The sequence below is a fragment of the Anoxybacillus andreesenii genome, from assembly GCF_030813005.1.
In the GTDB taxonomy this organism is placed as follows: Bacteria; Bacillota; Bacilli; order Bacillales; family Cytobacillaceae; genus Robertmurraya; species Robertmurraya andreesenii.
The window spans coordinates 1-21,404 of sequence record NZ_JAUSTU010000015.1; the positions used below are offsets into that span (position 1 = coordinate 1).

The following is a 21,404-nucleotide window of genomic DNA, read 5'->3' on the forward strand; positions in this document are numbered from 1 at the left end:
CTTTCGCTTGGTGGCCCCTTCATTTGGGTAAGGACCTAACGGTCCTTACCCAAATGAAGGGGTTTAATTTTTGCCCACATTAATTTTACTCATACTTTATTAAACTGAAGGTTGTTTTTGTTACACGATCGTCATAGTCAAACCTTCGACCACAGGTTTGATCTCAACATCTAAGAATTATGCCCAATATTTTATCCTCTATTCAAATGTCTTTCCAATTTTTCCATTTTCCTCCTCGAAGTTTACATTTTCATAACGATTCGATAACAACCCCCTTTTTTGACCCTAACGCATGCTAATTTATATAGTGACATTAAATGATAAGCTCTTTTCTCAAACATTGTTGCTTTTGAAACAACCATAAGCCGTATAGAAACAGTCATATGATACTACAACAAGAATTGGTGGGAATTTTTATGATACAAGGTAATGAAATCGGAATTGATCTAGGGACAGCTAACATCTTAGTCTATAGTAAAAACAAGGGAATAACATTGAACGAGCCATCTGTAGTGGCCATAGATAGTCAAACAAAAAAAATTATCGCCTTCGGTATGGAGGCTAAGCAGATGATCGGAAAGACTCCCGCAAATATTAACATCATCCGTCCTCTAAAAAATGGAGTTATTGCAGATTATGATATTACGACTGAGCTACTGAAGATCATCATGAAAAAAGCCCTAAATAAAAGTGGGTTGACACTACGTAAGCCAAATGTCATCATTTGCACACCTTCAGGAGCAACAAGTGTGGACCAGCGTGCCATCCAGGATGCAGCTCGAAATGCTGGGGCCAAACAGGTTGTGTTAATAGAAGAGCCTGTTGCTGCTGCGATTGGAGCTGGTATGCCTGTAGACGAGCCAGTTGCCAACATGATCGTCGACATCGGTGGTGGTTCGACCGAGGTAGCGATTATTTCCTTCGGCGGAGTTGTGGCAAGTGAGTCTATCCACATTGGTGGAGACCACTTGGACGATGAGATCATTCAGTATGTCAGGAAGACATATAATGTTCTTATTGGTGAGAAAACAGCGGAACAAATAAAAATTGAAATTGGTTACGCCCTCATTGATCATGAAGAATTAACGATCGATATCCGAGGCAGAGACTTAGTAACCGGTCTACCGAAAACCATTCCGCTTTCGTCCTATGAGATCCGGGATACATTAAAGGAATCCTTATTACAAATTCTCGAGGCTATTCGTGTTACTCTAGAAAAATGCCCGGCAGAACTAAGTGGTGATATTGTGGATCGTGGCGTCATTCTAACAGGTGGAGGCTCGCTCTTAAATGGTATGGAGGAGTGGCTTAGCAAGGAAATTGTCGTACCTGTTCAGCTTGCTCCAAGCCCCCTAGAATCCGTTGTCCTCGGATCAGGTGAGGCACTCCATTTAATGAAAAAGCTCCAGCACGTAGCAAAATAATGAATTCACAGGAAGCAATATAGGACACCCGTAGTAAGGGTGTCCATTGCATTTATGCTCCCAAAAGATCAGTACATGTCGTGATAATGTCCGTGATGTCCATGATGGTGATGATATCCGTCATGGTAATGTCCATGGTGGTGATGATATCCGTCATGATGATGTCCATAATATCCATCACTTAGGCCGTGTCCCTGCCAGCCCATGCCATATCCTGGGGAGAGAAATCCTCCTGGATACCCGTAGCCACCATGCATACCTGAATAGCCCATTCCTAATCCTGTTGGATACCCATATCCCATTCCAGTTGGATATCCATAACCACCCATCATCCCTGCCCCATAACCAAATTGCCTCATTTTTATATTTTCCTCCTCATTTCTAATGTCAATCTAGTATATGTGCACATTCCTAAAGGGGAAGTTTGGGACAGGCGAAATGGGCGATAGGCGAAGTCCCAAAGAAAAAAAACAGCATTCAATGCTGTCTTTGAACCGACCTATTCAATCGTTTTCCTTCTCATTCTACTAAAATAAATGAAAATGGGTAGGGGAATGACGATAAAACCGAGGCTCTTTATGATTTGATTCTTCGCATTCTCCTGCTGTCGTCTTTTTTCATCCGCAATAAGCTGATCATATTCAGCCCTTAGCTGCTCATCACTAACCTCTGTCTGCTTTTGCCCCTCAAATTTCTCACTTTGCTTCATCATTTTAAAATCGGAATAACTTTGATAATACGTTGGTGGACTAACTAAATCTGCCGTTGCCATAAAAATCGAAATCCCTCCACCGATCACCATCATTAAAGTCGCGAATAGGACTAAATAAGTATACAAATGTCGGATCACACTTTCTCCTCCTTCCTTATTCTTAGTCACCACAACAATTAAAAAAGCGATTAAAACAGCACCTATCATAAGAGGCAAAAATATAAAAAAGGTCAAACTCCTCCCACCTCCCTTGTACTATTACTCTATGTAGACTAAGCAATTTCTTTCACTATTTTCATTATAACTTTTGAACAAGCTCGTGAATATATAGTAAAAACAAAAAACGCCGAACCATTACGCTCGGCGAGTTACAATTTGTTATATGACTCACTTGAACATTCTTTTCATTTTATAGAGGACCCATAATGAACCCTCATTAAATTACTGTTTAATTAATTCTTTATACGCAATCACTTTTAATGCAAGTATCTCTTCTTCAGACAGTTTACTCTGGATTTCTTGCAAAATCTCTTCCTTCGAAGCCGTACCCTCTTGTACTTGTTTTCTAATATCATTTAATTCATTAATACCGACTTTTTTTATTAGCACCTTTGTAGCTTCCTCTTTAGTTTGAAACGGAAGTGTAATTTCATCAACAGCTTTTGCTTCTTCAATAAAAGACATAAGCTTCGGGTCTTTCTCAATGGTTTCTTTGATTGAATCGATTTCTCCACTACTTTCTAATTCTGTTGAAACAGTATCTATTAACTTGTCAGATGCTACTTTGGTTCCAAAATGGTAAACAGCGTATCCAAGTACAAAAATGACAACGACCGCGATAAGTGAAAATTTCACAAACTTCATATCTCCAACCTCCTAACTTTATTGTTAGACTAGAAACCCCTTTACATCACTCTTTTAAACATCTTTTCCATTTCATACGTCGAATAATGAATAATGATTGGGCGGCCATGCGGACATGTGAAAGGATCGGTCGTTCTTCTTAATTCATCAAGCAAGGCTTGGATTTCATTCATTTGCAAGTAATGATTGGCCTTAATAGAGGCCTTGCAGCTCATCATAATCGCCGCTTCCTCTCTCAGTTTCTTAATATCGACCTTTTTCATCGAAAGAACCTGCTCAATCATTTCTTCAATAATTTCTTTTTCCATTCCTTTTGGAAACCATTGCGGATGGGAGCGCGCAATAAAGCTATTCATTCCAAATGGTTCTAGAAATACCCCCACCTCTTCAAGCTCAGCTTGATGCTCAAGGATGAGGATCGATTCATCCGCCGAATACTCGAATGTCAGCGGGACAAGCATATCCTGAAGTTCTTTTTCAACCTGCCCAACCTTTTCACGAAAGAACTCATACTTAATCCGTTCCTGGGCCGCATGCTGATCAATGATATAGAGCCCCTTTTCGTTTTGCGCAAGAATATAGGTGCCATGCATTTGTCCAATCGGATAAAGTGGCGGAACTCTGGCTTCCTTCTTTTGCTCAATTTCTTCTTGCACTTCACCTTCGACTGTAGGCTCTACATGCTGCTCTTCAACAACGGGAGTAGGAGTAAGTGGCTTACTTTGAAAAAAGCTCTCAACTGGCGGCAGGTCAAACTTAATTTCGGCTTGCTCCTCCTTCGCAGCGAACGGCAGATGATCCAGGTTAAAGGCAGGCTGTTCAATTTTTACCAACGGTTTCGTCTCTCGCTGCATTCCAGCAGGAATCAACTCTTGCTTTCGGAAGGCTTGTTTAATGGCTGATGAGACAAGCTCGTTCAATTCCGCTTCCTTGCTAAAACGAACCTCCAACTTGGAAGGATGCACGTTCACATCGACAAGGATGGGGTCCATTTCGATATGAACAAGGACAATCGGATAGCGGCCAATAGGAAGCAACGTATGATAACCCTCTTGTACGGCCTTGGCCAATGGATAATTTTTGATAAAACGCCCATTGACCAATGTCGTGATATAGTTGCGAGATGCCCTCGTAATCTCCGGAAGGGCGACCCAGCCATGAATCCGAAAATCCAACGAATCGGCCTGAATCGGAATCATTTTCTTCACGATGGTCAGTCCGTAAATGGCTGCAAGTACTTGACGAACATCCCCGTTTCCATTTGTATGCAGGAGCTTGCGGTCATTATGAATAAGACGAAAGCTGATATCAGGATGGGAGAGAGCTAGACGGTTCACGATATCAGTAATGTTTCCAAGCTCGGTATGAACTGTCTTCATGTATTTAAGGCGAGCAGGGGTATTGTAAAATAAATCTGTTACGACAATATCCGTTCCTTTTCGACTCGCCGCCTTCTCCAATGTCTCCACATGCCCGCCACTCATGACGAGCCGAGTTCCCTCATTACCTGGTGAGGTCTTAATTTCAAGCTTTGACACTGAGGCGATACTCGGAAGAGCCTCACCACGAAACCCAAGTGTCCGAATGCGGAACAAATCCTTGTCATCCTTAATCTTACTTGTCGCATGTCTTCTAAAAGACATGACGACATCGGATTCGTCCATCCCATCACCATTATCAATGATGCGAATTTTCGATAGTCCCGCTTCCTCAATCTCAATCTCAATCACGGTACTGTTTGCATCAATCGCATTCTCGACCAGTTCCTTCACAACAGAAGCAGGTCGCTCGACTACCTCACCAGCAGCTATTTTATTTGAAAGCTGGTCATCAAGTTCGATAATTTTTCCCATCTGAGTTCCCCTCCTTTCTAGGAGTTTTTCAACGCTTTATGCAATTCATAGAGCGTATTCATCGCGTGCATCGGAGTCATTTCCAATATGTCTATCTCTTTGATTCGCTCTAGGGCTCGCTTCTCTTTGGAGGATAGAAGTGGTTTCTCTTTCACCACCGGCTCCTCAAATAAGGAGAGCTGGGTAGAAGCTGGCTGTTCGACTTCTTCCGCCTCTTGATTTTCAAAGTTGTGTAAAATTTCATTCGCTCTTTCTATCAAGCTTGACGGTAGATTGGCGAGCTGGGCAACATGGATTCCGTAGCTTTTGTCAGCTGCTCCTTCCTTAATTTTGTGGAGGAAGACAACCTTGCCATTTTGCTCTACCGCGCTCACATGAACATTCTTTAGCTGTTTCAACTCGTTTTCCAAGATCGTTAATTCATGATAATGCGTAGAAAATAACGTCTTAGCCCCAATATGATCATGGATATATTCAATAATTGCCTGAGCGAGTGCCATCCCATCATAGGTTGATGTGCCACGCCCAATTTCATCAAACAAAATTAAGCTGTTTTCAGTTGCATTTGAAATAGCATTGTTCGCCTCCAGCATCTCTACCATAAAGGTGCTCTGTCCAGAAATGAGATCATCGGCTGCGCCTATTCTAGTAAAGACTTGATCAAAAATCGGTAAGGTTGCCTCACTTGCTGGCACGAAGCAGCCAATTTGAGCGAGAATGGCCATCAATGCGACTTGCCTCATGTATGTGCTCTTCCCTGACATATTCGGACCTGTAATGAGAAGGATTTCTCGCTCACGGTCCATATAGCAATCATTTGGCACATATTCCTGCGCCTTCATCACCTTTTCCACAACTGGATGTCGACCATCCTTGAGGAGAATGACTCTTTCGTTCGAAAAGCTTGGCTTTACATAGTGCCTTTCTTCACTGACCGTCGCAAAGCATTGAAGGACATCAATTTTGCTCACCGTCTTCGCCAGCTCCTGAAGTCTAGGGATATATTCCTTCACATACTCACGGACCTCCGTGAAAAGATCGTATTCTAGCTCAACACTTTTTTCCTCTGCTTGCAGGATGAGCGCTTCCTTTTCTTTCAAAGCGGGAGTAATAAAACGTTCCGCATTCGTTAAAGTCTGCTTCCGTTCATACTGCCCCTCCTTTAATAGATGGAGGTTAGCCCTTGTCACTTCAATATAGTAGCCAAATACACGGTTATAGCCGACCTTCAGTGATTTAATTCCTGTCTTCTCTCGCTCTTCTTTCTCCAGCTGAGCAATCCAGGTCTTACCGTTTCTGCTCGCATCGCGATATTTATCGAGCTCTTCATGGTAGCCATCACGAATAAGATTTCCATCCTTGATCGATAAGGGGGGGGTGTCCACAATCGCTCTTTCTAAAAGATCAACGATCTCCTCACATGGATCAAGCCTTTCTGCCAATCTTTCAGCCTCATCATGATATAATTGCGAAATGGTTTCTTTCAGAGCTGGAATTTGCTGCAGGGAGCGCTTCAATTGAATAAGATCACGCGCATTCACATTTCCAAATGCGACTCTTCCTGCCAGCCGTTCTAAATCATAGACCTCCGTCAATTTTTCACGAATCTCCTGCCGCTCAAAATAATGGGTTAAGAAAGCTTCCACAAGGGACTGACGACGGACGATATCCTTCTTTTGAATAAGGGGTCTATCAATCCATTGCTTGAGTAGTCTGCCCCCCATCGCTGTTTTGGTCTCATCTAATAGCCATAATAAAGAGCCCTTTTTCCCCTTGGAGCGAATGGTTTCTGTTAGCTCAAGGTTACGCTTAGAATAATAGTCAATTTTCATAAATTGCTGGATTTCATAGGGAGCTACAATTTGTAAATGGTCAAGACTTCTATTTTGCGTACGGTATAAGTAGTTAAACAATCTCGCAATCGTTGTAGAAAGCTTCGGATCATTCAGCTTGTTTAATAGATGCTGATAGGACCCGCTGATTTCCTCTTTCTCCTCAAAGGAGAGAGTTCCCCCAAACCGCTCCCGTATTTTGTTTTGCAAGGATTCAGGGGTGGTTGCTGAAATGACAATCTCTTTCGCACCAGACAAAGCAATCTCATTCAGAAGAAGCTCTGTATCCCCCTCAAGTAATGTCACCTTGCTTTCACCGGTTGTTAAATCGCTATAACCAAAGCCGAAGGATTCCTGATCAAAAATACTGAAGGTTGCGATATAGTTATTTTCCTTCTCACTTAATCCGCGACCCTCCATCATCGCCCCCGGCGTGATCAGCTGAACAACCTCTCTTTTTACGACGCCTTTGGCCTGCTTCGGATCCTCGGTTTGCTCGCATATGGCGACTTTGTAGCCCTTCTCAATCAGTCTTTCAATATACTGAGAAGCAGAGTGGTAAGGAACTCCGCACATCGGAATGCGTTCCTCACCGCCTCCTTCCCGGCTCGTTAACGTAATTTCTAACTCCACCGATGCTTTGAGGGCATCGTCAAAAAACATTTCGTAAAAATCACCTAATCGAAAAAATAAAAAGGCATCTTGGTAGTCTGCCTTCACCTGTAAATATTGCTGTATCATTGGCGTGTATGTAGCCATATAAATCCTCCAAAACTTTCATTCGTCCTATTTATTATAGCATAGGTCGTTTTTTCGGTGTATCGTTTGGAATGTTATCCAAAAAGAAAAACTAGGAAGCAACCCTCCCTAGTTATTTTCTACTCCTCTTCAGCTCCGACCAGGAAATCAGGATCTAAATCCTCAAATTCCTCATCATCTACATCATAGATGTCATCGTCATCTTCTTTATGTTTTCCAGGATGGACTTCAACGCATACCTTCGTTTCACCAATAACCTCTACAAGAAACTCCCTTTCCACATGAACAACAATTTTGTTTCCGTTTGGTGTGATGACAGCTTCAATGCAGTTTGGCTGCTGTAGAACCTTGACAATTACATCGTGGTCGTCTAAGCAATCTGGGTCGCGATATTTCAGCTTAATGGTATCCGTATATTCTACTCGCTCAGTGACGACTTCCGTTTGTGTATTATCATTAAAGGAGTACCAAACATTAATGTCATAGTAGCCGCTAACTTCTACAGTTTTTCCAACCTTTTTCGCCTTGTACGTATGGTTGATGATCCAACATCCAAGAATGCTTGTTGGATTGTGCTTAGGGCAAATCGTATGATTGGATTGGGTGAATTTTCTTCCTTTCGCTACGACCGCTTTTGTGATAATCTCTCTGTATTCTCCCATTCTCGAGCGAACCCTCCTCACTTAAGTTTCACTTCATCCTATGCGGGATATTAGACTAGTGTGCTTATCTTTTTACCCGAGCATATAGGCTTCTCGCCCATGTTTTCTGCATTAGGCTCCTGAAACAGTCATTAGAATGAATATAGTCCATCCTATGCGTTCACCCATAATTAGGTGATAGTCTAATGGATGAAAAGAAATCGGCCAGACGCAAAAAACCCCACACCGTAATCGGTATGGGGTAGCAACAAAGTCTGGAAAAAGAGCCTTATTAATGGTGATGCGAACATTCTTTGTTCTTAATTTCTGCTCCTGTTTCACCGCTCAAAAGGTCTCCACCTGTGGAGGTAATGATTTCATCGGTTACTTTGTTGGAGATGGTCGAAGCAACGAGCTGCAAGAGATCGTTCACATCGCCTTGGGATTGCTTGAATTCCTGAACAACTGGAATGGCATCGAGTTCTGCCTCAATTTTTGCAATCTTGTCCTCTGTTCTCTTTAATGCTTCAGGCTTGCCATAATGATGTAAATTAACGGCTTGTTTTTGTAGCCCCTTAATTTCATCAATGAGTTGGCGAACCTTTTCATTCTCATGAATTTGTGCTTCCGCTCTTTTGAAAAAATCTACTTCCTCTGTCTCGGAGATCATTTTCGCAATTTCACGAGCTTTTTCGACGATTTGATCCTTTGTATACTTAGCCATCCTATCTCACCTCTACCCGTTGTACTTCCTCTATCATTTCTCCATTTAACGACCATGTTTTGGCATCCGTAATTTTAACCTTTACAATTTTGCCAATGGCTGTCTTTGGACCAACAAAGTTCACAAGCTTATTTCTTCTTGTATAGCCAGCAAGGACATCTGGATTATTCTTGCTTTCACCTTCAACTAATACTTCAACGATCCTGTCCTGGTATTTTTTCATTGCTTCAGCGGAAAGCTCATTGACCAATTCATTTAGTCGTTGAAGACGTTCTTTTTTCACTTCCATTGGTACGTTATCAACCATTTTTGCTGCAGGTGTGCCCTCACGTGGAGAATAGATGAATGTATAAGCAGCTTCATAACCTACCTCGCGATATAAAGACAACGTTTCTTCAAACTGCTCATCCGTTTCATTCGGATAACCGACGATTATGTCAGTGGTTAATGCTACATCTGGGATCGCAGCCTTGATTTTACGAACAAGCTCTAAATAATGTTCTCTCGTATATTTACGAGCCATAATCTTAAGGACATCTGTTGAACCTGATTGAACCGGAAGATGGATATGCTCCATCAGGTTACCGCCTTTTGCGAGAACTTCAATCAAATGATCATCAAAGTCACGAGGATGGCTCGTTGTAAAGCGAACACGTGGGATATCAATCTTGCGAATTTCATCCATTAAGTCACCAAGACCATACTTCATATCCTCGAAGTCTTTTCCGTACGCATTGACGTTCTGTCCAAGAAGTGTAATTTCTTGATAGCCCTGAGCCGCCAATTGACGAACCTCTTGAATAATTTCCTCAGGACGACGGCTTCTTTCCTTTCCGCGTGTATAGGGAACAATACAGTACGTACAGAACTTATCACAGCCGTACATGATGTTCACCCACGCCTTTATGTTGCCGCGGCGAACCTTCGGAAGATTTTCGATGACATCGCCCTCTTTGGACCAAACTTCAACTACCATTTCTTTGGACATATATGCCTCATGAAGAATACTTGGGAGACGGTGAATATTATGTGTTCCAAAGATCATGTCGACATGCTGATACGTTTTGAGAATTTTGTTAACTACGGATTCTTCCTGAGACATACAGCCGCAGACACCAAGTAGTAAATCAGGTCTCTGCATTTTCAATGATTTCAGGTGACCAAGCTCACCAAACACCTTATTTTCAGCATTTTCACGAATGGCACAAGTGTTCAATAGAATGACATTCGCATCTTCAGGGGTATCGGTTGGTTCATAGCCTAATGCTAGAAAAATTCCAGCCATCACCTCTGTATCATGCTCGTTCATTTGACAGCCGTAAGTACGGATATAGAATTTCCGATCCTTTCCCATTCCTTTAAATTCTTCAGGGATGGAAAAATCATGATGGTATTGTACTTCTTCCTTCCCTCTTTTCTTTGCTTCCTTTAAGGAAGGAGGAACATACACTGCTTCAAAGTACTTGCTGTAATCCTTTTCGGATTTTTTGTCCGAAGAATTTGCAGCTTGTACTTGCTGACCTTCTAATCGTTGTTTTTCGTTCATGGGTATCCCCTTTCTGTATAAATAATCAAATGCGCCCAGATTTTTCGAGCTCGCTCGAATCTTTTTTAAAAAATTATGCACATTATTAAAGTATAAACCCAACTCAAATTGAATACAATAGGAAGCTTCTTTCATGCCAGCTCTCCGATAGTTAGTTGTTCAAGCCAAACTTAATCATAACAAAAAATAAACATAAATATTGTGACAATGGTCACGATCAAAAAACAACCCCAAACAGATGGGGTTGTTCCTGGCGCTTCCGCATTTCTTATTACATAAACTCTTCTACTAACTTATCAAAATGAGCTCCGTCTAATTGCAGATCTGCCTCGACAAGTGGTGCTTCGGAATATCCTTTAAGAAGCTCTTGGTAGGAAGGGCGTTCTGTATTTTGATAAATGAGGCCTGTCACCAAACCATTGTGCTTCATTAAGGTTTGCATCGCTTCTTCACGGTTAGAAGGATCATAGCCTTCGATATCTGATAGCTTTGTTAGGTTTTCTTTAAACCAATCATAGGTATTGACCTTGTTATAAGTAACACAAGGGCTAAATACGTTGATTAAAGAGAAGCCTTTATGCTTCATTCCTGCTTCAATTAATGCTGTTAAGTCCTTTAGATCAGTGGAGAAGCTTTGCGCTACAAAGGTTGCTCCTGCTGTTAAAGCCATTTCCATCGGTGCGATCGGCTGTTCTACAGAGCCTTGTGGCGTAGATTTTGTTTTAAACCCAGTTGCTGACCTCGGAGATGTTTGACCTTTTGTTAACCCATAAATTTGGTTGTCCATAACGATATAAGTAATATCGATGTTGCGACGAATTGCGTGAATCGTGTGTCCCATCCCGATCGCAAAGCCGTCACCGTCACCACCGGAAGCAATAACCGTTAAATCACGATTGGCCATTTTTACACCCTGGGCAATTGGAAGAGAACGGCCATGGATTCCGTGGAAGCCATAGGAATTAATATAGCCTGAAATACGTCCCGAACAACCGATACCTGAAATGACCGCTAAATTTTCTGGCTCTAGCCCTACATTAGCTGCTGCACGCTGAATAGCTGCCTGTACGGAGAAGTCTCCACAGCCTGGGCACCAGTTGGGCTTCACATTATTTCGAAAATCTTTAAACGTTGCCATTTTTAGAACAGCTCCTTGCATTTTGTATGAATTTCATGTGGCAAGAACGGATTCCCGTCATACTTTAAGTGATTGACCACCTTTTCAGCATGTCCGACGTTCATCTTGAGAATGTTCGCTAATTGGCCTGTTGCGTTATTCTCGACAACGACAACCTTCTTAGCCGACTTCACAAGCGGTAGCATTTCCTGGCTTGGGAACGGATGAATTAAGCGAACATGAGCATGGTTCACTTTCAATCCATCCTTTTCAAGACGTGTGATCGCTTCTTCGATTGCACCACGGGTGGAGTTGAAACCAACAATGAGTAGGTCTGCCTCTTCGTGAGGTGCATTGGTATAAACAGGTGTTTTGAATTGAACATTTTCAATCTTGCGGAAACGCTTATCCATCTGGGCATTGCGGTTTGCTGCAGATTCAGATGGTTTCCCTGTCTCATCATGCTCAACCCCTGTTACATGGTGAATACCATGCTTCATACCAGGGATCACACGTGGTGAAACACCGTCTTCTGTCACTTCATAGCGCTTGAAGTAGCCTTTATTTTCAATTTCAGGTAGCTCGCCTTGCTGTAATTTACCACGGCGAATTTCTACCTTATTATAATCAAGTGGTTCCACTGTTTGCTTTCCTAAAGACAATTGTAAATCGGAAAGAACAATAACTGGACATTGATACTCTTCTGCAAGGTTAAATGCCTCAGCTGTATCATAGAATGCTTCTTCAACTGTACTTGGAGCCATAACAATCTTTGGAATTTCTCCATGAGTACCGTAAATCATTGCCATTAAGTCAGATTGCTCCTGCTTTGTTGGCAAACCTGTAGATGGACCCCCACGCTGTGTATCCACGATAACAAGCGGCTGCTCGGTAATACCTGAAAGACCAATCGCTTCCATTTTTAATGAAAGTCCTGGACCTGCAGAAGCAGTTAAAGCACGAACACCTGCATAGTTGGCACCGATGGCCATAGTTGCAGCGGCGATTTCATCTTCTGTTTGAATCACCGTTCCACCTAGAGCTGGAAGATGCTTAATTAAATATTCCATAATTTCAGAAGCTGGTGTAATTGGATATGCTGCCATGAAACGACAACCACCTGCTAATGCACCTAGTGCGATGGCATCGTTTCCAATCATGAATAGGCGTTTCTTTCCGTCCGCTTTACCTAAGTGCATCACAGCATCCTCAGAAAGCTCACCTTTCATATGATCATAGCCTGCCTTCACGGCCTCCATATTTTTATCAACAACCTGCTGACCTTTTTTCCCAAAAATCTCTTGAACTACTTCTCTAAAAACGTTGATATCTAAATCAAGGACTGCACATGTTGCACCGACAGCCACCATGTTTTTCATTAAGGATGTCCCGAGTTCTGTGGCGATGTCCGTAAATGGAACCGCATACAATCTAGCATTAGTATCCTCTGGCTGCTTCGGACTAAACTTTGCATCGGCAATAATAATTCCTTTGTCATGAAGCTCTTTGTAGTTAAGATCGACTGTTTCTTGGTCGAAAGCCACTAAGATGTCTAAATCATCAGAAATAGAACGAACTTGAGTTGTGCTTACACGAATCTTGTTATTCGTATGTCCACCCTTAATACGTGATGAAAAGTGACGGTAGCCATACAAGTAATAGCCCATACGATTCAGAGCAATTGAAAAAATTTCTCCTGTACTTTCAATTCCTTCCCCTTGTTGTCCGCCAACTTTCCAAGAAAGTTGATTGATCATGTCTTACACCCCTTCGGATACGTTAGAAAATATATAAAAACGTTATTTAAAATCAGTATAGTACGATTCCTAATCATTTTTTTAAGATGAAAAAGAAGGGTACTAAACGCTTTCAATTCTAGACCTATGTAGTAAAAAAAGCAACCCTTTCAACTCAAATATTGACGAAAGTATGAATATTTTTTTTGTTTCAAAAACATACTAGTAAGTTCCATGATTTTTTTAATTTACATCGCTCTATTGTTAGATTAGAATAATATTTTTATACATACAAAAAAAACCCGCTTGCGATGCAAACAGGCAGGCTTTCACGTATTCATCTCGGTTCCACAATTAGTTTAATGGCAGTACGTTCCTCGCCATCAATCTGAATGTCTGTAAAGGCTGGGATACAGATTAAATCTACGCCGCTAGGTGCTACAAATCCTCTTGCAATTGCTACTGCCTTAACGGCTTGATTCAATGCACCCGCTCCAATGGCTTGAATTTCTGCGGCACCTCTTTCCCGCAGAACCCCAGCAAGCGCACCAGCTACAGAATTAGGATTAGATTTTGCTGAAACTTTTAATATTTCCATTCCTAGCTCCTCCTCGTTTAACCCCTCCTGGTCCCATTACTAAACAGGTCAGGTATATATCATTCCATTGCTACTATATTCGACTCATAAAAAACATATTCCAGCTTGGTCAAAATAAAGCAAAGATTTTCTTCGGGAGGAGCTAAGCCAACTATTCTTTATGAGTAAAATGGATGATCCTCATTGATAAGAATTCGGTCAATTTTCTTTGCTTGGCCTGTTTTATCATCCAAATGTATGAGTACAGCACTTAGCTGAGTTCGACCAGACTTCGGCACCTCAAATCTTACGGGTAAGCCAGTTAGAAATCTTCTTAAAACAACCTCTCGCTCCATACCTAGAATCCCATCATATGGTCCAGTCATCCCGACATCAGAAATGTAGGCGGTTCCTTTAGGCAAAATGCGCTCATCGGCTGTTTGCACATGGGTATGGGTACCAACAACAGCAGAAACTCTTCCATCCAGATACCATCCCAGCGCCTGTTTCTCACTTGTCGCTTCTCCGTGGAAATCCACAAAAATAAAGGGCGTTCTTTTCTTGGCTTCTGCCACTAGTTCATCTGCCTTCATGAATGGGTCGTCAATGGCAGGCAAAAAGGTCCGGCCTTGTAAATTGATGACAGCAATTTCCGTCTGATTCAACTTAATATATACAATTCCCTTTCCCGGATTGTTCTCTGGAAAATTAGCCGGTCTCACCAAATATTTCGCTTCCTCAATAAACTCGAATATTTCTCGATTATCCCATGTATGATTTCCGAGCGTGACCGCTTGAGCCCCCACCTCGAGAAAGCTACGGTAGATTTTTTCTGTAATCCCTTTACCTCCAGCTGCATTCTCACCATTAATAATCGTGAGATGAGGTCGGTATTTTTCCTTCAGCCTTGGAACATATTCCTGCACCATATCACGGCCAGGAGATCCAACTACATCACCAATAAATAAAATATCCATCCAATATTCCTTTCTAGTTACGTGTACTGGTTTATTATAACATTTCGATTCTACAAAAATAAAACGGTGCTCACTAGCACCGTTTTATTTCGCATATTCAACCGCTCGTGTTTCACGTATCACGGTTACTTTTATATGGCCCGGATAATCAAGCTCTGCTTCAATCTTCTTGCGAATATCGCGAGCTAATCGATGTGATTCAAGATCGTCGATTTGGTCAGGTTTTACAATAATTCGCACTTCTCGACCCGCCTGAATGGCATATGACTTTTCAACACCATCATAGGACTCGGAGATTTCTTCAAGCTTTTCCAAGCGTCTAATATAGTTTTCAAGCGTCTCTCTTCTAGCGCCTGGTCGAGCAGCACTTAAAGCGTCCGCCGCCGCAACCAGCACGGCAATTGTCGATGTTGGCTCACTATCCCCGTGGTGAGAGGCAATGCTGTTAATCACGACTGGATGCTCCTTATATTTCGTTGCAAGCTCTACCCCGATCTCAACATGGCTTCCCTCGACCTCATGGTCAATGGCTTTCCCAATATCATGAAGCAGACCTGCACGACGTGCCAAAGTTTCATCCTCACCAAGCTCTGCAGCAAGTAAACCAGAGAGCTGAGCAACCTCCATCGAGTGCTTAAGGACATTTTGACCGTAGCTTGTACGGAATTTCAGGCGACCAAGAATTTTGATTAGATCTGGATGAAGACCATGTACTCCAACTTCAAAGGTGGTTTGTTCACCAATTTCACGAATATGTTCATCCACCTCACGACGAGCCTTATCGACCATTTCTTCGATTCTGGCAGGATGTATCCGTCCATCTTGAACAAGCTTCTCTAAAGCAAGTCTTGCCGTTTCTCTCCGTATCGGATCAAATCCTGAAAGAATAACGGCCTCTGGTGTATCATCGATAATCAAATCGATTCCAGTGAGAGTTTCAAGCGTTCGAATGTTTCTTCCCTCACGACCAATGATTCTTCCCTTCATTTCATCGTTTGGTAGATTTACAACTGAAACAGTTGTTTCTGCAACATGATCAGCTGCACATCGCTGGATGGCTAGTGACAAGATTTCCTTGGCCTTCTTGTCCGATTCCTCTTTTGCTTTGTTTTCACTCTCTTTAATCATTAAAGCGACATCATGAGATAATTCCTTCTCCATTCGCTCTAAAATGATGGATCTCGCTTCATCACGTGTCAAACCTGAGATGCGTTCAAGCTCTGTTTGTTGCCTTTTTAAGATCTCGTCCACTTTGCTTTCCATCTCTTCAATATGCTGTTGTTTTTTGTTAAGAGAATCGTCCCTCTTTTCTAATTGTGATTCACGTTTATCCAACGATTCATCTTTTCGATCAAGATTTTCCTCTTTTTGCATTAAGCGATTTTCTTGTTTTTGCAATTCATTTCTTCGCTCACGAATTTCACGTTCAGCTTCTGTTCGAAGCTTGTGAATTTCATCCTTTGCTTCTAGCAGAGCTTCCTTCTTAATAGAATCTGCGTCACGCTTCGCATCCTCTATAATTTGCTCCGCTGCGTCTTTAGCTCCAACAAGCTTTGCTTTAGCAACGGATTTACGAACAAAATAGCCAACAACTGCACCGACGAACAGGCCAAGCAAAATGGAGATGATTATAATTCCTAAATCCATCATTTCACCTCCTCTTGCTATGAACTTTTTGGTTTTACATTTCTAAAGTGTCGGCATGTACATTGTCCTACATCAATATACAGCACAAAGGCTTTTTAACAATTTAATCTTTATTAAAAAATGTAAAATATACAGTTTAATTGTAAAGCTGTACTTTTTCATTGTCAAGTGCAGGTCTTAACGAGATTGAAGAGATTTCCAGCTTATATAAAAGGTTGTTATCGTACGAGCTGTATTATGGAATGGCTCTAGTGCCAGCCATTCAGTTTCATATCAGTTATGCGACACGCATAGATGAATTCCCTCTTTTCTCTGTTAGTTCAATAGAAAATCTGCTTAAAACAACATCGACTTATTAATTTTTCCTCCAAAGGAATAATGTTTTAGAAAAGAGCCATATAAAAACAGCAAAGCGCATGTGCACTTTGCTGTTTCTTACTAGTCTATTAAATCTAAGCTCTCTTGTTCTTGATCAACTTCTGGTACTGCTGCATTATCAAGGCCAAAATGCTCGCGAATTTTCTGTTGGATCTCAAGACGTAGTTCAGGGTTTTCCTTTAAAAATAGCTTGGCATTTTCACGACCCTGGCCGATACGTTCTCCGTTATAGGAGTACCAAGATCCACTCTTTTGAACGATCTCTAACTCAGAGCCGATATCAACGATTTCTCCTTCTTTGGAGATCCCTTCTCCATACATGATATCAACCTCTGCTACACGGAATGGTGGAGCAACCTTATTTTTTACGACCTTAATCTTCGTTTTGTTACCTACCATTTCATTGCCTTGCTTCAATGTTTCAGCACGGCGCACTTCTAGACGAATAGACGAATAGAATTTAAGCGCACGTCCTCCTGGAGTTGTCTCTGGCTTAGCCTATAGATTTACCATTTCTATAGAGTGGACTATCTCTTCATCTCCATCACGGAGAGCCTTGCACTTCCAGTGGTAGCCTATCTTCCACCGTACCCTACTAAGTTCGTCAATAGACGCTTTTCGGTAGTCTCTACACCTTCCCTCTTTTTTTAAAAAGAAGGCTTGGCACGGTATTACCCTTCAAAATGGCGGGCTTCACCGTTAGCAACTTCTCAGTCACACCCCTAGGCAATAGGGTTCACAAGGTTTTTGACTTGCTATCACTAGCAAGGGAAACCCAGAGTAAACTGCTTAATCTTTTCAATCACTTTTACAATGTTAAGCAGCTAGATTTTGATTTCCAAACATAACTCCAACCTTCTCACGAATTTGGTTAATAAAGATTGCGATTGTCTTAGATTTGTTAATCGCTCCCGATAGCTTACGAAGGGCTTGCGACATAAGACGCGCTTGAAGCCCGACATGGGCATCTCCCATTTCCCCTTCAATCTCCGCCTTCGGAACAAGCGCAGCAACAGAGTCAATGACTAGAATATCGACAGCGCCACTTCTGACTAATGCTTCTGCAATTTCTAATGCCTGCTCCCCTGTATCAGGCTGTGATAAAAGCAATTCATCAATATTAACCCCGAGCTTAGATGCATAAACTGGGTCCAAGGCATGCTCTGCATCGATAAATGCAGCTTGTCCTCCTTCAGCTTGCACCTCTGCAATGGCATGCAGGGCAACGGTTGTTTTACCTGAGCTTTCAGGGCCATAGATTTCAATAATACGACCTCTAGGGTATCCACCGATACCAAGGGCCGCATCTAACGCTAACGAGCCGCTTGGTGATGTTGCGATTTGGCGATCTGTCTGCTCACCAAGCTTCATAATGGACCCTTTTCCAAATTGCTTCTCTATCTGTTTCAATGCCATCTCTAAGGCTGCTTGACGGTCACTCATACTGATTCCTCCTCAAAATTGCTTGTTTCAAAAAAAACCTATCTTAACTATAACCGTTTTGGATGACTTTGTCGAGAAAATAATCGAACATCCATTCGTTTATTTTGAACCGAATTTTCGACCGAAATTTGCAATCTCCCTAGATGAAGATCCTCATTTGCCCCGAATCTAAGTCCCAAAACAGGATTTTCACACATTGTCTGAAATTAAAAATCACAGAATACTAATTCGTATCCTGTGACTCCTCTAACCGATTGATTAACAAATAACAGCCATGCTTTACGCTTCGATTGCGGATCCCTTCCCTTGTTCCTGCAAGCTGAAGCTGTTCTACAAGGGTCGGCTGTTCCTTCATCGACACCCCGATAAAGACCATTCCGACCGGCTTCCCCTCCTGTTCAGTTGGCCCTGCAACACCAGTGAAGCTAATTCCAATATCTGCCTGCATAAGCTCTCTTACATTCTCGGCAAGCTCACTAGCACACTCAGCACTAACAACGCCCATATGATCGATGGTTTCCTTTTTCACTTTAAGAACACGATTCTTCACCTCGGTGGCATAGCAGACGACTCCACCTTTAAAAACATCACCAGCCCCGGAAATCGAAGTGATTTCCTGCTGGAATAGGCCACCTGTCAAACTTTCCGCACAGGCAATCGTGAGATTGCGTTTCCGTAGCAGCTTAAATAGCTCGTTCATTAAAGAGGTGGAATTATATCCGTAAAAGTATTGCCCTACCCGGGAAAGAATTTTCTTTTCCGTCTCTTCGATAAGCTGGTTGGCAAGCTCCTCCGTTTTTTCCTTGGCCGTCAGTCTTAGAGTGACCTCCCCATCTGCTGCAAGTGGAGCGATCGTCGGGTTCGCTTGAGCATCAATTAAATCTTCAATCTCCGTCTCAAGCAGGGATTCACCAATTCCAAAAAAACGTAGAACACGAGATACGATTTTATCATTTGTGTGGAGAAGCTCCAAAATCGCTTTCTCTCCGTAGGAAAGATACATGGGCTCCATTTCCTTCGGTGGTCCTGGCAACAGCATATAGCTTCTCCCTTGAACCTGCAGGAACATTCCTGGAGCCATTCCATGATCATTTGGGAGAACGGTAGAATCTTCAAGAATGAATGCCTGTTTGCGATTGTTTTCCGTCATCTTTCGTTTTACTTTTTTAAAAAAGCTTTCAATAGAGCGAAGCGCTTCTTCATCATAAACTAACCCTTTCCCAAGATGAGAAGCAATGGTCTCCTTTGTTAAATCGTCCTTTGTCGGCCCTAATCCGCCAGTAAAAATAATCAGGTCCGCACGACTCTCTGCTATCTCAATGGCTTTTGTTAATCTCTCTGAATTGTCCCCTGCAACCGTATGATAAAACACATTCACGCCGATGTTTGCAAGGTGCTTGGAAAGAAACTGTGCATTCGTGTTCACTATTTGCCCGAGCAAAAGCTCTGAACCTACTGCAATTATCTCTGCATTCATCTAAAAACCCCTTGTCATGCCCATTCTATTTCGAATTCACAAACACATGTTTGTTCTTAACAAAATAATCCCATCCAGACCAAATCGTAAAGAAGGTTGCAACCCAAAGCGCGATGGTCGCAAATGGAAAGGATGCCAATTCAAAGATGGTATTATGTAACAGCAGCGCAGAAATAGCAACGATCTGTGTCCACGTCTTGATTTTTCCTAGCATATTAGCTGCGACAATCTCACCTTCACCAGCAAGTATGGCTCTAAGTCCCGTAACAGCAAACTCCCGACTAATAATGATGATCACTAGCCATGATGCAGCCATCCCTAGCTCTACAAGGACAATTAAAGCAGCTGACACCAACAGCTTATCTGCTAAAGGATCTAAGAATTTTCCTAGGTTTGTAACTAAATTGTATTTACGAGCATAATGCCCATCAATCCAATCGGTTGTGGATGCCAGGATAAAAATTAACGCACCGACAAAATGGGTAACCGGGAGAACTGCTCCAAGCAGCTTCATTTCCCCCCAGGAAAATGGATACAGCATCACAATGAGAAAAATAGGAATTAATAGGATTCTTGAAACGGTAATTTTATTTGGCAAATTCATTATTTACCCTCCAACTATTCTAGGTTGAACATGTATTGACTAATCTCCAACAGCCACAATGTAAAAGAAGAGAACCTAATCGTAAAGAGAAAAATAGTCACCAAATCGATGACTATTTAATCAATTCCATAACCCTAATTTTTAGCACGGCAAATTTGGAAATAATGAAATTGATTTATTGAGATGCTTTAGTGAAACGAATGGTAATATTCTGGGTAACTTTTTCACCAGGTGGAATCGCATACTCTAGCTTTTGATCATTCACATAGATTTCTGTGTCAGTTGCTTTACCGATCTTAATTTCGGCTTCTGTTTCATTTGTTAAATCCTGGGTATTACTATCGGTTTCGCCTTGCTTTAACATTCCTTGGAAAAGGGACGATCCTTTGCCATCTTTAATATTAACCCAAGTTTCGCCAGTCGAAACCACCTTGAGAACAAATTTATCTGTATTTTTTAGCTCATAAACCGTATTTTTTCCTTTTGTTTCAATCACTGAGATCTCCTGCTGTACCGTTGATTCTTCCTCCGTGTCAGTAGAATCGTTCGGGTCCGTTACATCCGTATCTTCTGGATCCGTCGTTGGTTCCTCTACTGGTTCATTCTTCTTGACATCTTCTCGAGATAAATTCTCGGACTGCTCATAGGATGTTCCCTCTTTATTGTTATTGATCGGTTCATTCCCATTATCATCCGCATACTTTGACCAAAAATACCAAATCACAGCGAGGGCGCCAATAATAAAGGCGATCACCAAAATTTTCGGAAGAATATCAAAAAACCTAGAGCTATTCCCAGAAAATTTCTTTCTTGATTGAACCCTTGAGAGCTTCTCAGGCAGATCCTCATTAAAAGTAGATGGAATTTCCGCTTTAAATTCTTCAAAAAGTTCTTCTGGATTTAACTCCAAAGCTTCAGCATATTGTTTGATAAAGGCTCGTACATAAAAAGGCCCCGGCATCATGCTGTAATTTCCTTCTTCAATCCCCAGCAAATATCTTTTTTGTATTTTCGTCACTTCTTGCAAATCGTCTAGACTCATTCCCTTTTCGAGGCGAGTCTCTTTCAATCGATTTCCTAATTCCGTCAACTT

17 protein-coding genes and 2 pseudogenes are annotated in these 21,404 nt (G+C 41.9%); 1 reads left to right on the forward strand and 18 read right to left on the reverse strand.

Going from position 1 to position 21,404, the window contains the following annotated elements:
* Positions 1 to 416 precede the first annotated feature (416 nt).
* Positions 417 to 1,424 carry a rod-share determining protein MreBH gene (mreBH, locus tag J2S07_RS14990; RefSeq protein ID WP_307151229.1) on the forward strand — a complete coding sequence of 336 codons (1,008 nt, stop codon included), beginning with the start codon at positions 417 to 419 and terminating at the stop codon, positions 1,422 to 1,424.
* 68 nt (positions 1,425 to 1,492) lie between these two features.
* On the opposite strand, the gene J2S07_RS14995 is transcribed toward mreBH, so the two are convergent.
* From J2S07_RS14995 to J2S07_RS15080, 18 genes and pseudogenes are all read right to left on the reverse strand, one after another.
* The gene (locus J2S07_RS14995; RefSeq protein WP_307151230.1) at positions 1,493 to 1,783 is read right to left on the reverse strand and encodes a spore coat protein; all 291 of its coding nucleotides are present in this window, start codon (positions 1,781 to 1,783) and stop codon (positions 1,493 to 1,495) included.
* 140 nt (positions 1,784 to 1,923) lie between these two features.
* The gene (locus J2S07_RS15000) at positions 1,924 to 2,370 is read right to left on the reverse strand and encodes a hypothetical protein (RefSeq protein WP_307151231.1); all 447 of its coding nucleotides are present in this window, start codon (positions 2,368 to 2,370) and stop codon (positions 1,924 to 1,926) included.
* A gap of 207 nt (positions 2,371 to 2,577) precedes the next feature.
* Entirely contained in the window at positions 2,578 to 3,000 is a 423-nt protein-coding gene (locus tag J2S07_RS15005) for a hypothetical protein (protein WP_307151232.1), read from the reverse strand.
* 41 nt (positions 3,001 to 3,041) lie between these two features.
* On the reverse strand, positions 3,042 to 4,853 hold the full coding sequence (gene mutL, locus J2S07_RS15010; RefSeq protein ID WP_307151233.1) for a DNA mismatch repair endonuclease MutL: 1,812 nt from the start codon (positions 4,851 to 4,853) through the stop codon (positions 3,042 to 3,044).
* Between the two features lie 17 nt (positions 4,854 to 4,870).
* Positions 4,871 to 7,444: a DNA mismatch repair protein MutS gene (gene mutS, locus J2S07_RS15015; RefSeq protein WP_307151234.1), complete on the reverse strand. Its 2,574-nt coding sequence runs from the start codon at positions 7,442 to 7,444 to the stop codon at positions 4,871 to 4,873.
* A 119-nt stretch (positions 7,445 to 7,563) separates the two neighbouring features.
* Positions 7,564 to 8,106 carry an outer spore coat protein CotE gene (locus J2S07_RS15020; RefSeq protein WP_307151235.1) on the reverse strand — a complete coding sequence of 181 codons (543 nt, stop codon included), beginning with the start codon at positions 8,104 to 8,106 and terminating at the stop codon, positions 7,564 to 7,566.
* 271 nt (positions 8,107 to 8,377) lie between these two features.
* Entirely contained in the window at positions 8,378 to 8,809 is a 432-nt protein-coding gene (locus J2S07_RS15025) for a YlbF/YmcA family competence regulator (RefSeq protein WP_307151236.1), read from the reverse strand.
* Position 8,810: 1 nt separating this feature from the next.
* On the reverse strand, positions 8,811 to 10,355 hold the full coding sequence (gene miaB, locus J2S07_RS15030) for a tRNA (N6-isopentenyl adenosine(37)-C2)-methylthiotransferase MiaB (RefSeq protein WP_307151237.1): 1,545 nt from the start codon (positions 10,353 to 10,355) through the stop codon (positions 8,811 to 8,813).
* Between the two features lie 271 nt (positions 10,356 to 10,626).
* A complete protein-coding gene (locus J2S07_RS15035) occupies positions 10,627 to 11,493 on the reverse strand; it encodes a 2-oxoacid:ferredoxin oxidoreductase subunit beta (RefSeq protein WP_307151238.1) in 867 nt (288 codons plus the stop codon).
* A 2-nt stretch (positions 11,494 to 11,495) separates the two neighbouring features.
* Positions 11,496 to 13,229, reverse strand: a complete 1,734-nt coding sequence (locus J2S07_RS15040) for a 2-oxoacid:acceptor oxidoreductase subunit alpha (RefSeq protein ID WP_307151239.1) — start codon at positions 13,227 to 13,229, stop codon at positions 11,496 to 11,498.
* Between the two features lie 316 nt (positions 13,230 to 13,545).
* Positions 13,546 to 13,806 carry a stage V sporulation protein SpoVS gene (spoVS, locus tag J2S07_RS15045; protein ID WP_003181955.1) on the reverse strand — a complete coding sequence of 87 codons (261 nt, stop codon included), beginning with the start codon at positions 13,804 to 13,806 and terminating at the stop codon, positions 13,546 to 13,548.
* A 158-nt stretch (positions 13,807 to 13,964) separates the two neighbouring features.
* On the reverse strand, positions 13,965 to 14,762 hold the full coding sequence (gene ymdB, locus J2S07_RS15050; protein ID WP_307151240.1) for a 2',3'-cyclic-nucleotide 2'-phosphodiesterase: 798 nt from the start codon (positions 14,760 to 14,762) through the stop codon (positions 13,965 to 13,967).
* A gap of 84 nt (positions 14,763 to 14,846) precedes the next feature.
* Complete coding sequence (gene rny / locus J2S07_RS15055) at positions 14,847 to 16,409, reverse strand: ribonuclease Y (RefSeq protein ID WP_307151241.1); 1,563 nt, start codon at positions 16,407 to 16,409, stop codon at positions 14,847 to 14,849.
* Positions 16,410 to 16,847: 438 nt separating this feature from the next.
* A pseudogene (locus tag J2S07_RS22035) lies at positions 16,848 to 17,279 on the reverse strand (recombinase RecA family protein); the annotation flags it as partial.
* A 342-nt stretch (positions 17,280 to 17,621) separates the two neighbouring features.
* Positions 17,622 to 18,230 (reverse strand): annotated as a pseudogene (gene recA, locus J2S07_RS15065) (recombinase RecA); the annotation flags it as partial.
* Positions 18,231 to 18,453: 223 nt separating this feature from the next.
* The gene (locus J2S07_RS15070; RefSeq protein WP_307151242.1) at positions 18,454 to 19,707 is read right to left on the reverse strand and encodes a competence/damage-inducible protein A; all 1,254 of its coding nucleotides are present in this window, start codon (positions 19,705 to 19,707) and stop codon (positions 18,454 to 18,456) included.
* Between the two features lie 25 nt (positions 19,708 to 19,732).
* The gene (gene pgsA, locus J2S07_RS15075) at positions 19,733 to 20,311 is read right to left on the reverse strand and encodes a CDP-diacylglycerol--glycerol-3-phosphate 3-phosphatidyltransferase (protein ID WP_307151243.1); all 579 of its coding nucleotides are present in this window, start codon (positions 20,309 to 20,311) and stop codon (positions 19,733 to 19,735) included.
* 175 nt (positions 20,312 to 20,486) lie between these two features.
* Positions 20,487 to 21,401, reverse strand: coding sequence for a helix-turn-helix domain-containing protein (locus J2S07_RS15080; protein WP_307151244.1), 915 nt, complete (start codon positions 21,399 to 21,401; stop codon positions 20,487 to 20,489).
* Between the last annotated feature and the right edge of the window lie 3 nt (positions 21,402 to 21,404).